Below are 16214 nucleotides of genomic sequence, written 5' to 3' on the forward strand. Positions count from 1 at the left end.
GCTCAGAACTCCACGCCGCGCTGCGCCTTCACACCTTGCTCGCGATACGGATGCTTGATTGCGCGCATTTCGGTGACGAGGTCGGCGGCTTCGATCAGCGCGTCCGGCGCATGGCGTCCGGTCACGACGACATGCAACATCGGCGCACGCGCGTTGATCACCGCGAGCACTTCGTCGAGCGGCAGGTATTCGTACTTCAGCACGGTGTTCAGCTCGTCGAGGATCACCATCTGGTAGTCGCCGCTTTCGATCATCCGCCGCGCTTCGTTCCAGCCTTTGCGCGCGGTCGCGATGTCGGCCTCGCGGTTCTGCGTGTTCCACGTGTAGCCGTCGCCCATCGTGACGAAATCGCATTGCGCGATCGCGCCGAGGAAATCGCGCTCCGACGTATGCAGCGCGCCCTTGATGAACTGCACGACGCCGAGCCGCATGCCGTGGCCGAGCACCCGCACGGCCATGCCGAACGCGGCCGTGCTCTTGCCCTTGCCGGTGCCGGTGTTGACGATCAGCAGGCCTTTTTCGACGGTCGCGCTGGCCTGCTTCTTTTCGTGGCCTTCGCGGCGGCGTTCGGTCATGCGTTGATGCGATTCCGGATCGGTTTTCATCGAGGGTCCTGGTCTTGAGAGGCGGGATGGGATGGGGGCGCGTCGCTAAGGGCAGCGTTGTTCGCCGCTGCGATCGCCACCGTGATGCCGGCGTGCGCGGTCTTGCGTACGATTAGACGCGCCTTTTGCGCGGTTGTGGTGGAGTCCGGCGCCGTGGCCGCCAGCAGCGCGCACGGCTCGCACACACCATCGACGCCGAGATGCGCGTGTGCCGCCGCCGACGGCGACGCGACCGGTACCGCGGCGATCTGCTCACGGCTGAACAGTTGCAGCGGCAGCTGATGACGTGAGCAGAATTCGAGCAGACCGGCTTCGTTGGCTTTGGTGTCGATCGTCGCGATGGCGCGGATCTGCTCGAAGGTATTCGATCCGAGCGCTGCGCGGACGGCGGCTTCGATCTCAGCGGCTTCGCTGTGCAAGCGGCAACCGATGCCGACGCTTAGCGTTTTGATCGCGCGTCCGAGTCCGTGTCGTGTCGCGCTCGCTGCCAGTTCGTGAGCAAAGCCGGCGTCGCGTTTGGCCGCATCACGCGCCAGTGCGAGCGACGCCACACCGCCGATCACGACGATCGCCGGCGAGCCGAGCCCCGCGCGCGCCACCGCCCCGGCGAACTCGCGAAGCGGCGCGAGCACATGACGCTGCTCAGGCCGCGTCGCCGACTCGATCGCCGCGCACGGCGTGTCGGCGGACATGCCGGCAGCCAGCAATGCGCGGGCGATCTCGCCGAGCCGGCGCATGCCCATGTAGATCACCAGCGTCATGCGCGTCGCGGCGAGCGCGGCCCAGTCCGGTTCGCCACTGCCGGCGCCGTGGCCGGTGACGAACACGACGCCCTGCGCGTGATCACGATGCGTGACCGCGATACCGAGGGCCGCGGGCGCCGCGATGCCGGCCGTGATGCCGTTGATCACGTCGACTTCGATACCCGCGGCCTGTAGCGCCTGCAACTCTTCGCCGCCGCGGCCGAACACGAACGGATCGCCGCCCTTAAGCCGCGCGACGCTGCGCCCCGCGCGCAGATGCCCGAGCATTTGCGCGACGATGTCGGCTTGCGGCGTGGACGGATGGCCGCCGCGTTTGCCGACGTACACGATTTGCGCGTCGGTGCGCGCGAACTGCAGCACGTCGGGATTCACCAGATCGTCGACGAGCACGACATCGGCCTGCGCGAGCGCGCGGGTGGCCTTCAGCGTGATCAGTTCGACGTCGCCGGGACCGGCGCCGATCAGCCAGGCGCGCGTCATCGCGGCGTGCATTGCGCGCGCCATGCGGTGATGGAAGAAGAGAAGCAGCGTGCGACAGCGCGCGCGGCGGTGAATATAGAGGTCATGCGGAATTGCGAATCCGGGCACGCGCGATGCCGCGCTGCTACGCCTTCACATCCGTTCCCCGCGGATTCCGGCGGCCGGCGGCGCCACGTGATGCACGGATGCAATGCGGCACCGCCTCCGCGTCTGGCCGGTATCCGGGCTGGCGGCCTCATGCGCTTCGCCTTCCCGTCCCGGTTTGTGGATTCGCGGGACAGTGGCATCAAAAAACGCATGCGCGGCACGTCGGAATCGAAGGCGAATCGAATCGCGCGCCGCAGGTCGCTTACCGTTGCGGGGACAGCACAGGTTGAACGCGCGAGGCGCTGCCTGTTTCCCGTTTAACTGCACACGCGAGCGCATGTGCGGGCACCAAACGCGCGCATACGATAGCACATGGCGCCTTGCCGGATAAGCCAGGGCGGCGCTTTCCGGCTCTGTGCGTTCCTTGACTGCGCAAGGCCGCGGGCCTACACTCGCACGCACTTTGGGTGCTCGCGTGCGCGCTCGTGCGCATGCAGTTAAACGGGAAACAGGGAGCCACCTGCTCTGGAGCGGCTAACCTGTGCTGTCCCCGCAACGGTAAGCGAAAAGCGGTTCCGGCTTGATAGCCGGGCACCGCAGTGCCGGCTTCGATGTCCTCGCGCAAGGTCGCGTGGACATTTCACCACTGGACGAGAAACCACTCGGCCGGGAAGGGGAAGCGGCGCTTTCGCCAGCCCGGATACCGGCCCAAAGAAGCAGAACGACCGCCGCGGGGATGCGGCGGCGCGTTCATGACCTCAGTTCCGCTTTCTGTATTTCCGTTGTCGCGGCAATGCCGTCGTTCGTCCCCGTGTCTGGTGATCGCTGGTACTGCTGCGCGTGCTTCATTCGCTCCATTCGCCAGCCGACGCGGACCCACGCGCGGACTTTCCGGCATACCGTTCAACGCCAAGGGATGGACCTCACGATGCAAACTCAATTGCGCAAGATCCCCGTCACGATCGTCACGGGCTTTCTCGGCAGCGGCAAAACCACGCTGCTGCGGCACATTCTTCAGCATGCGGCCGGCAAGCGCATCGCGGTGATCGTCAACGAGTTCGGCGAGCTCGGCATCGACGGCGAAATCCTCAGGGGCTGCGGCATCGGTTGCGATGAAAACGGCGTCGAGACCGAAGGGCAATTGTATGAACTCGCGAACGGTTGTTTGTGCTGCACCGTGCAGGAAGAATTTTTCCCGGTGATGGAAAAGCTCGCGGAGCGCCGCGACGAACTCGATCACGTGCTGATCGAAACGTCGGGCCTGGCGTTGCCGAAGCCGCTCGTGCAGGCGTTCAACTGGCCGCAGATCCGCAATGGCTTCACGGTCGACGCGGTGGTGACGGTGGTGGACGGCCCGGCCGCCGCGAGCGGCCAGTTCGCCGATAACCCGGTCGCCGTCGATGCACTGCGCAAGGCCGATCCGAATCTCGATCACGAGTCGCCGCTGCACGAGCTGTTCGAAGACCAGTTGTCGGCGGCCGATCTGGTGATTCTGAACAAGACCGATCTGATCGACGACGCGCGGCAGCACGAGGTCGAAGCCGCGATCCGCGCGGAGATTCCGCCGCAGGTGAAGATCGTACGTGCGCAGCAGGGGCGGCTCGACCTGCATACGCTGCTGGGCCTCGAAGCGGCGTCGGAAGAGACGATCCACCTGCGTCATGACCACCACGGTTCCGCCGACGACCCCGATCATCACCACGATGAATTCGATTCGGTCGTCGTGCAGGCATCCGTACCGTCGCGCGACGCGGCGCTCGCCGCCTTGCAGACGCTCGTCGAAACCCACACGATTTACCGTGTCAAAGGCTTCGCGGCACTGCAGGGCGCGGCGATGCGTCTCGTGATCCAGGGCGTGGGCCGGCGCTTCGACAGCTACTTCGACCGGCGCTGGCAAGCGGGTGAAAATGGCGACGGCGCGTTGAGCCGCTTCGTGCTGATCGGCTTAGACCTCGACCAACACGCGCTGCAACAGGCGTTCGACGCAGCGCTCGACGCGACGTCGAACGCGACAGCATAAACGGGCGCACCAGCATGCATCTGCTGCGCACGACGCCGGGCGGCTTCGTCGACGATACGCAGGGCGTGATCCGCATCGATCAGCAGCCCGCCGATATCGTCGTGCTCAGTTCCGCCGACACCACGCTGTCGCTGCTCGCGAGCGTGGTGCCGCGTCTCGGCGACGGCTTTCCGAGCGTGCGGCTCGCGAACGTCACGTATCTGCGTCAGCCTGCCTCGGTCGATTTCTATCTGGACGACGTGTTGCAGCATGCGCGCGTGGTCGTCGTCGATCATCTCGGCGGCGAAACGTATTGGCCGTACGGCATCGAGCAGGTGGTCGCGCTCGCGCAGCGCAAACAGCAAACACTCGCGATGTTTTCCGGCGATCTGCAGGAAGACCCGAACCTGCTCGCGCGCAGCACCGCGAGCGCCGAGTTGTGTCAGCAGCTGTGGCGCTATCTGCGCGAGGGCGGTCCGCAGAACGCCGAGGCGTTTTTGCGCTGCATCGCGTATCGCGCGCTCGACTGGGGGCGCGAACCCGATCCGCCGCGCGCGTTGCCGGCCGCGTCGCTGTATCACCCTGAGCGCGATACCGCCATCGTCGCCGACTGGCAGGCGCGTTGGCGGCAAGACGCGCCGGTCGTCGCGATTCTGTTCTACAAGGCGCATCTGCAGGCCGCCAATACCGCGGTGTTCGATGCGCTGATCGACGCGCTCGAAGCGCAAGGGCTCAATCCGCTGCCGCTCGCGATCACGTCGCTGAAGGATCCGGTGAGCCGCGATGTCGTGCAGTCGCTGTGCGCGCGACATGGTGTCGCGCTCGTGCTGAACACGACCGCGTTCGCCGCTTCCGCGATCGACGACCCGGAGCCGCTCGCGCTCGCCGCCGACGCTCCGGTGTTTCAGGTGATCCTGAGCGGCGGCAATCGCGAAGACTGGCTGAAGGACAACCACGGTCTCAATTCGCGCGACATCGCGATGCATATCGCGCTGCCCGAAGTGGACGGGCGCATCATCACGCGCGCGATCAGCTTCAAGGGGCTCGCGTATCGCTGTGCGCATACGCAGGTCGACGTGGTCCGCTATCAGCCCGACCTCGAACGGGTGCGCTTTCTCGCGGAGCTGAGCCGGCGCTGGTGCCGTTTGCGTTCGCTCGATAACGCCGACAAGAAAGTCGCGTTGATTCTCGCCAACTATCCGATGAGCGAAGGGCGCATCGGCAATGGCGTCGGGCTCGATACGCCAGCGTCGGTGGTCGGCATTCTGTCGATGCTGCGCGATGAAGATTATCGTGTCGGCGAATTACCCGAAAACGGCGACGCGTTGTTGAACAGGCTGACCGAAGGCGTGACCAACGATCCGGTCGTACGCGATCTGCGTCCGGCCCTGCAAAGCCTCGCACTCGACGACTATCTCGCGCATTTCAACGCTTTGCCGGCGAGCGTGCGCGACGCGTTGAACGCTCGCTGGGGCAAGCCCGAGCAGGACCCCACGCTGCGGCGCGGCCGCTTCATGATCGCCGGCTGGCGCTGCGGCCAGGTGTTCGTCGGCATTCAGCCTGCGCGTTCGCGCGAGCACGGCGACTACGCGAGCTATCACGATGCGGAGCTCGTACCGCCGCACGCATACCTCGCGTTCTATTTCTGGCTGCGCCATCAGTTCGGCATCGACGCGGTCGTGCACGTCGGCAAGCACGGCAACCTGGAATGGCTGCCGGGCAAAAGCGTCGCTTTGAGCGACGCGTGCTGGCCCGATCTGATTCTCGGACCGATGCCGCATCTGTATCCGTTCATCGTCAACGATCCGGGCGAGGGCAGCCAGGCGAAGCGGCGCGCGCAGGCGGTGATCATCGATCATCTGATGCCACCGCTTACACGCGCCGAAAACTATGGGCCGCTGCAGGACCTCGAACGCCAGGTCGACGAATACTACGAGGCATTGATGGTCGATTCGCGTCGCGCGAAGCTCTTGCGTCGCACGATTCTGACGACGATCGTCGAGCATCGGTTGCACGAAGAGCTGAGTCTCGCGGCGCCGAACGGACAGGACGATGAAGACGCGCTGCTCACACGCGTCGATGCGTGGCTGTGCGAGCTGAAGGAAGCGCAGATTCGCGATGGCCTGCATACATTCGGGCAGTCGCCGCGCGGCGTGCAGCGGCGCGACACGCTGCTCGCGCTCGGGCGCTTTCCGGTCGGCGATGGGCAGGGCGGCAAGGCGGGGCTCGTCGACGCGCTGGCGCGCGATCTGCGTATCGATCATCGGTTCGACCCGTTGACGGTGGATTGGGCCGCCGCATGGGACGGCCCGCGACCCGATGTATTGCAGCGGGTCAGCGATGCGCCGTGGCGACATTACGGCGATACGCGCGAGCGGTTGGAATTGCTCGCGGGCGAGCTGTTGCGCGGCGTCTGCGGTGTCGATTGCGATGACGCGGATCGTTCGCAGGCCGTCCCCGTAGCCGACGACAGTCTGCCGCAAGCGGCACAGGTGGTCGCACGCCTGCGTGACGACGTGCTGCCGCGTCTCGACGCCTGCGGCCCGCAGGAAATGACGCAGCTGAAGCGCGGCCTCGAAGGACGTTTCGTGCCGCCAGGTCCGAGCGGTTCGCCGTCGCGCGGTCGGCCCGACGTGCTGCCAACCGGCCGCAACTTCTATTCGGTCGACACGCGCGCGGTGCCGACGCAAGCCGCGTGGGCACTCGGCCTGAAATCGGCGCAGCAACTGATCGAGCGGCATTTGCAGGAGCACGGCGATTATCCCCGCGCGATCGGCCTGTCGGTTTGGGGCACCGCGACGATGCGCACCGGCGGCGACGATATCGCGCAGGCGCTCGCGCTGCTCGGCGTGCGGCCGAAATGGGCGCCGGGCAGCCACCGTGTGACGGACTTCGAGATCATGCCGATCGACGCGTTCGACCGGCCGCGTATCGACGTCACGTTGCGCGTATCCGGTTTCTTTCGCGATGCCTTCGCTAACGTGATGCATCTGTTCGACGCGGCCGTGCAAGCGGTTGCCGAACTCGACGAGCCCGCGGAGCTGAATCCGATTCGCGCGCGCGTGCAGCGCGAACGCGATGCGTTGATCGCACGCGGCATGGACCCGGTCGAAGCGCGCAAGCGCGCCGGCTGGCGCGTGTTCAGCGCGCGGCCGGGCACGTACGGCGCGGGTCTGCAGCAGATGATCGACTCGCGCCAATGGCAGACCGACGCCGATCTCGCGAACGCGTATCAGGCATGGGGCGGATATGCGTACGCGCAGAAGAGCGCGGGCGAGGAAGCGCATCAAGCGTTTGGCACGCGCCTCGCAGCGATGGACCTCGTGCTGCAGAACCAGGACAACCGCGAGCACGACGTGCTCGATTCGAACGACTACTACCAGTTTCAGGGCGGCATGGTCGCGGCGGTGCGGCATCTGGCAGGTCAGCAGCCGCGCGTCTATCACGCGGATCACAGCAATCCGGCCGCGCCGCGCGTGCGGACGTTGCAGGAGGAGATCGCGCGCGTGATCCGCTCGCGCGTGGTCAATCCGAAATGGCTCGACGGCGTGAAGCGCCACGGCTACAAGGGCGCGGCCGAGATCGCCGCGACCGTCGATTATCTGTATGGCTACGACGCGACCGCGCGCGTGATCGCGGATCATCAATACGCGCTCGTCGCCGATGCCTATCTGAATGACGCCGATACGCGCGCGTTCATGCAACGGCACAATCCGCATGCGCTGCATTCGATCTGCGAGCGTTTGCTCGAAGCGATGCAGCGGGGGCTGTGGCAGCAGCCGGGTGACTATCGCGCGCAGGTGGAAACGCATCTGCTTGCGAGCGAACAGCAGATCGAAGGAAGACAAACATGAATGGAGCGATGCGAGGAGCGGACGACGCAGGTTGCTCAGCCTGTGCATCGGGTACGGCGGCGCGGCCCGTTTTTCCGTTTGCGGCGCTGATCGGCCAGGCCTCGTTGCAGCAGGCGCTGGTGCTCGCGGCGATCGACCCGGGCTTGGGCGGCGTATTGATCAGCGGGCCGCGTGGCACCGCGAAGTCGACTGCCGCGCGCGCGCTCGCCGAACTGCTGCCGCAGGGAGAGTTCGTGAATCTGCCGCTTGGCGCGAGCGAGGATCGTCTGATCGGCACGCTCGATATCGAAAGCGTGTTGCGCGACGGCTCGGTGCGCTTCTCGCCGGGGCTGCTCGCGAAGGCGCATCGCGGCGTGCTGTACGTCGACGAAGTCAATCTGCTGCCCGATGCGCTCGTCGATGCGTTGCTCGATGCGGCGGCGAGCGGCGTGAATACCGTCGAACGCGATGGCGTGTCGCATAGTCATGACGCGAGCTTCGTGCTGATCGGCACGATGAACCCCGAAGAGGGCGAGTTGCGGCCGCAATTGATCGACCGCTTCGGTCTGATGGTGGAGTTGCAGAACGCGTTCGAGCCGCAGGTGCGGCAGGCGATCGTCAAAGCGCGGTTCGCGTTCGATCTCGATCCCGCTGGGTTTCGTACCGTTTACGCGGAGCAGCAAGCTTCATACGTGCAGCGTATTCGCTCGGCGCGCGCGGCGCTGCCGCTGCTGTCGTTCGATGACGCCGTCCATGCGAGCGTGAGCGCGCTATGCATCGACGCGGCCGTCGACGGCCTGCGCGCCGACCTCGTGATGCTGCGCGCGGCGCGCGCGCTGGCCGCATTCGAACGGGCAGGTGCGGTGACGGTGCGACATGTGGAGCGCGTTGCCGATCAGGTGCTGCTTCATCGGCGGCGTCAGCATGATTCGCAACATGCGAATCAGCGCCGGCCAGAAAGCGAGGCGCCGACACGGGACGTCGCTGCGGGTGCGTCTGGCGATACGGCTGGATCCACGACACCTTCCGCCGACTCCGAGTGGGGCTACCTGCCGCCCGAGCCGGCCGCGGCTTTGCCTGTCAAAGGCGTCATTGCGCTCGACGCAAAAAAACGCTGAGCCATCGGAAAGGCGCCGCCGCTGACTCGCGCAGCGGTTTTCGATGGCGACAAGGCGTGGGGGCGGATTCGCGCGACACGTCGCGCGGCGAACCGGGCAGGCGCATTGCATGGCCGCCGACGCTCGCCGCGATGCGCGAGCACACGCTGCGTCGTGAGCATCTGCGCTTCGTACGGGAAGTGCCGCGTGGCGGTGTGCTGCATTGTTTCGTGCTCGATTGCTCCGGGTCGATGCTGGCGGGCCAACGCCTCGCGTTGGCGAAGGGTCTACTGACTGCCTTGTTCGACCGTGCGAGTGCGATGCGCGCCGAGGCTGCGCTGATCTGCTTCGGCGGTGCGGGAGCGGATGTGCGCTTCGGCCCCGCCGTGCCGCGCTGGTGGAACGAGCGATGGCTCGCGCCCGTGGGCGGAGGCGGCGGTTCGCCGCTCGCGTCGGGCGTGCGCAGCGCCGCGCAACTGCTCGAACGCTGCGCGCGGCGACGGCCGGTCCAGCAGCGCTGGTTATGGATTCTGACCGACGGCCGCACGAGCGACGAACCCGCGCGGCCGGCCGACGTCGATGAAGTCGTGTTCGTCGATTTCGAGCGTGGTGCGATACGGCTCGGTCGTTGCGAGGTGCTCGCCAATGCCTGGGGAGCGCGGCGGTTGACGCCGGAAGAGTTGCTCGGCTGATCGATGTGTGCGCAGCGAGGTCGACGCTGCTGTGTCCGCACGCGCGTTGCTTTTGTGGCCGTACCGCTTATTTCAGTCCATTGGACCAGTGCTGAACATCCTCCTGACGATCGAACACGAACACCTTCATCGCCATCTGTTGAACGGAATCGAGTTGATCCAGTTCGAGCCCATGCATGGACGGCTCGCCAGGCATTTTGCCCTTCTGAACGTTGCGGATCACCGCCGTGGTCTCGATCTGTGAATCGTATTCGGCCGACTTCAGCCGGAACGCGATGCGCAGCCGCTCGCCGACTTCGCCCAGTGTCCATGACGCACTCAACGACATGCCGAGCGCGCTGATGCCCTTGGCGAGTCCAAGGCCTTCGTAAGTGTCACCGCTCCCGCCGATGCCGAACCGCACGGGCAGGTGCGCATGGACGCGGATCGATTTGCGCTCACGGAGCCGGCGGACCATACCGGGCCTCGACAACACGGCATAGTCGAACGGCACGCGGCAGACCGCTTCGACCGTGCAGACGAAACGGAACACGGCCTGACTCGCGATCGCGACGACCTCGACGTTCTCGCCGGGCGTGAGCGGCAGCGGTTGGCCCTGCTTCATCGGCGGCGTGACGAACAGCGCATGATTCGGCGCGAAACCGATGATGCGGCAAGGTTGCATCGGCGCGCCGCTGCCGAATTGCGAACGCATGCCGATCAATGCGCCGATCTCGAGGTGCATGTCCTTCAGCGTCAACTCACCGGCGTGGTCAGGCTGGGCGGTTGGCGCCGGCGGTTGTTGTGCGCCGAGGTTGAACAGGTCGCCGCGTTGCGGGCGGAAGTGTTGAAACAGAAAGGCGCGCTCGTCGGTGGTCGCGAGCGTCGTCGCGCTTGTGAAGAGCAGCGTGCCGTCGGCATCGACGATCGGCCATGGGAGCGGCGTGCCTACCGGCACCGTATCAGGCTCGAGCATCGGGGATGCCGCGGCGGGCTGGGTGTCCTCGACGTGTGCGTCGACGAGATTGTCCATAGTCGGCAGCTAATTTAAGTGGCGGGATGATCTGATTGACGGCGGGGAAGGGTAGAACTTTAATTTGGGGAGCGGTGGTGAGTTCGAGCCGTGCTCGGACTACTTTGTTTTGTCGGTATCAGGACTTCGGCGCGTTGAATCGGATGACTAACTATATTCGCTGATTTTTTGGTCTGGCCAGAGTTGACTCTTTTGAGGGCTGGCGGCAATGCGATGGAGATGGCAGTCTTTGCTCCCAAAAGAAATTCGCAGAAGGGTATTGACGTGTTGTCGACCGCTCTCCATAATCTCGTTTCTCTGCTGCAGACGCAGCGACGCAAACGAAGCAGTGCCGGGTAGTGGTGGTTCAGGCGCGGCGGGTCTGGCGGACCGATCTTTAAAAACTAACAGTCGATAAGTGTGGGCGCTTGATGCGGAATGCGGCGGCGGATTCTGTGGAATCTGCTGTCAGGCAGAAGTATCAGAAGCCTCACACAGTATTGGAGGAAGGTTTGTCTGTCGGAAGACGGATCAATCATCGTCAGTACGTTGAGTGAGCGACCGGGTTCGAGAGAGCCCGAAAACAGTAACAGGTTTGAACTGAAGAGTTTGATCCTGGCTCAGATTGAACGCTGGCGGCATGCCTTACACATGCAAGTCGAACGGCAGCACGGGGGCAACCCTGGTGGCGAGTGGCGAACGGGTGAGTAATACATCGGAACGTGTCCTGGAGTGGGGGATAGCCCGGCGAAAGCCGGATTAATACCGCATACGCTCGGGAGAGGAAAGCGGGGGATCGCAAGACCTCGCGCTCAAGGGGCGGCCGATGGCAGATTAGGTAGTTGGTGGGGTAAAGGCCTACCAAGCCGACGATCTGTAGCTGGTCTGAGAGGACGACCAGCCACACTGGGACTGAGACACGGCCCAGACTCCTACGGGAGGCAGCAGTGGGGAATTTTGGACAATGGGCGCAAGCCTGATCCAGCAATGCCGCGTGTGTGAAGAAGGCCTTCGGGTTGTAAAGCACTTTTGTCCGGAAAGAAAACCTCGTGGCTAATATCCGTGAGGGATGACGGTACCGGAAGAATAAGCACCGGCTAACTACGTGCCAGCAGCCGCGGTAATACGTAGGGTGCGAGCGTTAATCGGAATTACTGGGCGTAAAGCGTGCGCAGGCGGTGCTGTAAGACCGATGTGAAATCCCCGGGCTTAACCTGGGAACTGCATTGGTGACTGCAGCGCTGGAGTATGGCAGAGGGGGGTGGAATTCCACGTGTAGCAGTGAAATGCGTAGAGATGTGGAGGAACACCGATGGCGAAGGCAGCCCCCTGGGCCAATACTGACGCTCATGCACGAAAGCGTGGGGAGCAAACAGGATTAGATACCCTGGTAGTCCACGCCCTAAACGATGTCAACTGGTTGTCGGGCCTTCATTGGCTTGGTAACGTAGCTAACGCGTGAAGTTGACCGCCTGGGGAGTACGGTCGCAAGATTAAAACTCAAAGGAATTGACGGGGACCCGCACAAGCGGTGGATGATGTGGATTAATTCGATGCAACGCGAAAAACCTTACCTACCCTTGACATGTATGGAATCCTGCCGAGAGGCGGGAGTGCCCGAAAGGGAGCCGTAACACAGGTGCTGCATGGCTGTCGTCAGCTCGTGTCGTGAGATGTTGGGTTAAGTCCCGCAACGAGCGCAACCCTTGTCCCTAGTTGCTACGCAAGAGCACTCCAGGGAGACTGCCGGTGACAAACCGGAGGAAGGTGGGGATGACGTCAAGTCCTCATGGCCCTTATGGGTAGGGCTTCACACGTCATACAATGGTCGGAACAGAGGGTTGCCAAGCCGCGAGGTGGAGCCAATCCCGGAAAACCGATCGTAGTCCGGATCGCACTCTGCAACTCGGGTGCGTGAAGCTGGAATCGCTAGTAATCGCGGATCAGCATGCCGCGGTGAATACGTTCCCGGGTCTTGTACACACCGCCCGTCACACCATGGGAGTGGGTTTTACCAGAAGTGGCTAGTCTAACCGCAAGGAGGACGGTCACCACGGTAGGATTCATGACTGGGGTGAAGTCGTAACAAGGTAGCCGTATCGGAAGGTGCGGCTGGATCACCTCCTTTCCAGAGCTGTGCATTCACTGCACTCAAGTGCTCACGCTTATCGGCTGTGGTTAATGGAAGCAACGCAGACAGACATCAGGGGTCTGTAGCTCAGCCGGTTAGAGCACCGTCTTGATAAGGCGGGGGTCGATGGTTCGAATCCATCCAGACCCACCACGGTCTTGTCTGGTGAGCTGAAGGGCTGGGGCCGCTGGAATATCTGTGGGACTGGGGGATTAGCTCAGCTGGGAGAGCACCTGCTTTGCAAGCAGGGGGTCGTCGGTTCGATCCCGTCATCCTCCACCAATCCTCAATGCGCAGGGTTCTGCCTGAAGGCAGAGCGTTGCGCATTGGCGATTGAGCCAGTCAGGGCGGTATGAGGCACAGGCTTCATACCGGCTGCCGTTCTTTAACAATCAGGAAGAAGTAGTAAAGAGATTCACGAAAGCATACCTGGAGATGGGTGTGTGAGTAGGTGAATCAGGGTTGTGATTGTATCGATGTATTTTAAAGGTGATCGAAAGATTGCCTTGGAATACGGCGCAACACGAATACTCAACCTGTAACGGAACGTGAATGGTCGACTCCTTCGGGAACCTGTCCCCTCCGGGGATGGGACCAGAGTAAGCGCTAAAGCGCTAACACTGGTCGACAGAGACACACCCGTTATAGGGTCAAGCGAACAAGTGCATGTGGTGGATGCCTTGGCGATCACAGGCGATGAAGGACGCGGTAGCCTGCGAAAAGCTCCGGGGAGCTGGCAAACGAGCATTGATCCGGAGATGTCCGAATGGGGAAACCCACTCCTAATGGAGTATCCGTAGCTGAATCCATAGGCTGCGTGAGGCGAACGCGGTGAACTGAAACATCTAAGTAACCGCAGGAAAAGAAATCAACCGAGATTCCCAGAGTAGTGGCGAGCGAAATGGGATCAGCCTGTACACGTTATCTGTATTGTTAGTCGAACGCTCTGGAAAGTGCGGCCATAGCAGGTGATAGCCCTGTAGACGAAAACAGCATGGAAGAACTGGGTGTACGAGAAGTAGGGCGGGACACGTGAAATCCTGTCTGAAGATGGGGGGACCATCCTCCAAGGCTAAATACTCGTGATCGACCGATAGTGAACCAGTACCGTGAGGGAAAGGCGAAAAGAACCCCGGGAGGGGAGTGAAACAGATCCTGAAACCGCATGCATACAAACAGTCGGAGCCTCTGCGAAGGGGTGACGGCGTACCTTTTGTATAATGGGTCAGCGACTTACATTCAGTGGCGAGCTTAACCGATTAGGGCAGGCGTAGCGAAAGCGAGTCCGAACAGGGCGTCCAGTCGCTGGGTGTAGACCCGAAACCAGGTGATCTATCCATGGCCAGGTTGAAGGCACGGTAACACGTGCTGGAGGACCGAACCCACTAACGTTGAAAAGTTAGGGGATGAGCTGTGGATAGGGGTGAAAGGCTAAACAAACCTGGAAATAGCTGGTTCTCTCCGAAAACTATTTAGGTAGTGCCTCGTGTATCACCTTCGGGGGTAGAGCACTGTCATGGTTGTGGGGTCCATTGCGGATTACTACGCCATAGCAAACTCCGAATACCGAAGAGTGCAATCACGGGAGACAGACATCGGGTGCTAACGTCCGGTGTCAAGAGGGAAACAACCCAGACCGCCAGCTAAGGTCCCCAAATATGGCTAAGTGGGAAACGAAGTGGGAAGGCTAAAACAGTCAGGAGGTTGGCTTAGAAGCAGCCACCCTTTAAAGAAAGCGTAATAGCTCACTGATCGAGTCGTCCTGCGCGGAAGATGTAACGGGGCTAAGCCATATACCGAAGCTGCGGATGCACAGCAATGTGCATGGTAGGAGAGCGTTCCGTAAGCCTGCGAAGGTGCACTGGAAAGTGTGCTGGAGGTATCGGAAGTGCGAATGCTGACATGAGTAGCGATAAAGGGGGTGAAAGGCCCCCTCGCCGTAAGCCCAAGGTTTCCTACGCAACGTTCATCGGCGTAGGGTGAGTCGGCCCCTAAGGCGAGGCAGAAATGCGTAGCTGATGGGAAGCAGATTAATATTTCTGCACCATTGTGAAATGCGATGGGGGGACGGATCGCGGAAGGTTGTCCGGGTGTTGGAAGTCCCGGTCCTTGCATTGGAGAAGGCGCTTTGGCAAATCCGGGCGCGGAATTCAAGGGTGCGAGGCGAGTCGCTCAGGCGACGAAGCAACTGGAAGGGGTTCCAGGAAAAGCCTCTAAGCTTCAGTTTCACAGTGACCGTACCGCAAACCGACACAGGTGGGCGAGATGAGTATTCTAAGGCGCTTGAGAGAACTCGGGAGAAGGAACTCGGCAAATTGGTACCGTAACTTCGGGATAAGGTACGCCCTCATAGCCTGACTGGCCTGCGCCAGAAGGGTGAAAGGGTTGCAATAAACTGGTGGCTGCGACTGTTTAATAAAAACACAGCACTCTGCAAACACGAAAGTGGACGTATAGGGTGTGACGCCTGCCCGGTGCCGGAAGATTAAATGATGGGGTGCAAGCTCCTGATTGAAGTCCCGGTAAACGGCGGCCGTAACTATAACGGTCCTAAGGTAGCGAAATTCCTTGTCGGGTAAGTTCCGACCTGCACGAATGGCGTAACGATGGCCACACTGTCTCCTCCCGAGACTCAGCGAAGTTGAAGTGTTTGTGATGATGCAATCTCCCCGCGGCTAGACGGAAAGACCCCATGAACCTTTACTGTAGCTTTGCATTGGACTTTGAACCGGTCTGTGTAGGATAGGTGGGAGGCTATGAAGCGTGGACGCCAGTCTGCGTGGAGCCGTCCTTGAAATACCACCCTGATCTGTTTGAGGTTCTAACCTTGGCCCGTGATCCGGGTCGGGGACAGTGCATGGTAGGCAGTTTGACTGGGGCGGTCTCCTCCCAAAGTGTAACGGAGGAGTACGAAGGTACGCTAGGTACGGTCGGAAATCGTGCTGATAGTGCAATGGCATAAGCGTGCTTGACTGTGAGACTGACAAGTCGAACAGGTGCGAAAGCAGGTCATAGTGATCCGGTGGTTCTGTATGGAAGGGCCATCGCTCAACGGATAAAAGGTACTCTGGGGATAACAGGCTGATACCGCCCAAGAGTTCATATCGACGGCGGTGTTTGGCACCTCGATGTCGGCTCATCTCATCCTGGGGCTGTAGCCGGTCCCAAGGGTATGGCTGTTCGCCATTTAAAGAGGTACGTGAGCTGGGTTTAAAACGTCGTGAGACAGTTTGGTCCCTATCTGCCGTGGGCGCTGGATATTTGAAGGGGGCTGCTCCTAGTACGAGAGGACCGGAGTGGACGAACCTCTGGTGTACCGGTTGTCACGCCAGTGGCATCGCCGGGTAGCTATGTTCGGAAGAGATAACCGCTGAAAGCATCTAAGCGGGAAACTCGCCTTAAGATGAGATATCCCCGGGGCTTCGAGCCCCTTGAAGGGTCGTTCAAGACCAGGACGTTGATAGGTCAGGTGTGCACGTACAGTAATGTACTGAGCTAACTGATACTAATTGCCCGTAAGGCTTGATCCTATAAC

The 16214-nt window shown here is 62.0% G+C and carries 7 protein-coding genes, 2 tRNA genes, 2 rRNA genes, 1 pseudogene and 2 riboswitches; of the genes and pseudogenes, 8 read left to right on the forward strand and 4 right to left on the reverse strand.

The annotated features are described in order from the left end of the window. Nucleotides 1–2: 2 nt before the first annotated feature. The 3 genes and pseudogenes from cobO to cobA form a co-directional block, all read right to left on the reverse strand. Nucleotides 3–605, reverse strand: coding sequence for a cob(I)yrinic acid a,c-diamide adenosyltransferase (gene cobO, locus OKW41_RS10835; RefSeq protein WP_429443343.1), 603 nt, complete (start codon nucleotides 603–605; stop codon nucleotides 3–5). After that, the gene (locus OKW41_RS10840; protein ID WP_429573384.1) at nucleotides 602–1096 is read right to left on the reverse strand and encodes a cobalamin biosynthesis protein; all 495 of its coding nucleotides are present in this window, start codon (nucleotides 1094–1096) and stop codon (nucleotides 602–604) included. Before OKW41_RS10840 ends, cobO begins: the two co-directional genes overlap by 4 nt. 15 nt (nucleotides 1097–1111) lie before the next feature. Beyond that, nucleotides 1112–1849, reverse strand: a pseudogene (cobA, locus tag OKW41_RS10845) (uroporphyrinogen-III C-methyltransferase); the annotation flags it as partial. Between the two features lie 195 nt (nucleotides 1850–2044). Continuing rightward, nucleotides 2045–2304, reverse strand: a riboswitch (cobalamin riboswitch). An 80-nt stretch (nucleotides 2305–2384) separates the two neighbouring features. After that, nucleotides 2385–2662: riboswitch (cobalamin riboswitch) on the forward strand. A 202-nt stretch (nucleotides 2663–2864) separates the two neighbouring features. On the opposite strand from cobA, the gene cobW reads away from it, so the two are divergent. Genes cobW through OKW41_RS10865 form a run of 4 tightly spaced genes read left to right on the forward strand, consistent with a single transcriptional unit; the run spans nucleotide 2865 to nucleotide 9557 of the window. Beyond that, complete coding sequence (cobW, locus tag OKW41_RS10850; RefSeq protein WP_429572468.1) at nucleotides 2865–3956, forward strand: cobalamin biosynthesis protein CobW; 1092 nt, start codon at nucleotides 2865–2867, stop codon at nucleotides 3954–3956. 14 nt (nucleotides 3957–3970) lie between these two features. Then, entirely contained in the window at nucleotides 3971–7789 is a 3819-nt protein-coding gene (gene cobN, locus OKW41_RS10855; protein WP_429572469.1) for a cobaltochelatase subunit CobN, read from the forward strand. Continuing rightward, nucleotides 7786–8886 (forward strand): ATP-binding protein, encoded by a 1101-nt coding sequence (locus OKW41_RS10860; RefSeq protein ID WP_429572470.1) that lies wholly within the window; start codon nucleotides 7786–7788, stop codon nucleotides 8884–8886. Before cobN ends, OKW41_RS10860 begins: the two co-directional genes overlap by 4 nt. 56 nt (nucleotides 8887–8942) lie before the next feature. After that, complete coding sequence (locus tag OKW41_RS10865) at nucleotides 8943–9557, forward strand: vWA domain-containing protein (protein WP_429572471.1); 615 nt, start codon at nucleotides 8943–8945, stop codon at nucleotides 9555–9557. Between the two features lie 67 nt (nucleotides 9558–9624). Here OKW41_RS10865 and OKW41_RS10870 read toward each other — a convergent pair whose 3' ends face one another. Continuing rightward, nucleotides 9625–10569 carry a flagellar brake protein gene (locus OKW41_RS10870; protein ID WP_429572472.1) on the reverse strand — a complete coding sequence of 315 codons (945 nt, stop codon included), beginning with the start codon at nucleotides 10567–10569 and terminating at the stop codon, nucleotides 9625–9627. A 576-nt stretch (nucleotides 10570–11145) separates the two neighbouring features. On the opposite strand from OKW41_RS10870, the gene OKW41_RS10875 reads away from it, so the two are divergent. From OKW41_RS10875 to OKW41_RS10890, 4 genes are all read left to right on the forward strand, one after another. Beyond that, nucleotides 11146–12676, forward strand: a 16S ribosomal RNA gene (locus OKW41_RS10875). Between the two features lie 79 nt (nucleotides 12677–12755). Next, a tRNA-Ile gene (locus OKW41_RS10880) sits at nucleotides 12756–12832 on the forward strand. A 53-nt stretch (nucleotides 12833–12885) separates the two neighbouring features. Beyond that, nucleotides 12886–12961, forward strand: a tRNA-Ala gene (locus tag OKW41_RS10885). Between the two features lie 366 nt (nucleotides 12962–13327). Then, nucleotides 13328–16209 (forward strand): 23S ribosomal RNA (locus OKW41_RS10890). Together the 16S and 23S rRNA genes with 2 tRNA genes alongside form the textbook arrangement of a ribosomal RNA operon. The last annotated feature ends 5 nt before the right edge of the window (nucleotides 16210–16214 follow it).

Origin of the sequence: Paraburkholderia sp. UCT70 (genome assembly GCF_050434085.1) — a bacterium.
Classification (GTDB): Bacteria; Pseudomonadota; Gammaproteobacteria; order Burkholderiales; family Burkholderiaceae; genus Paraburkholderia; species Paraburkholderia tuberum.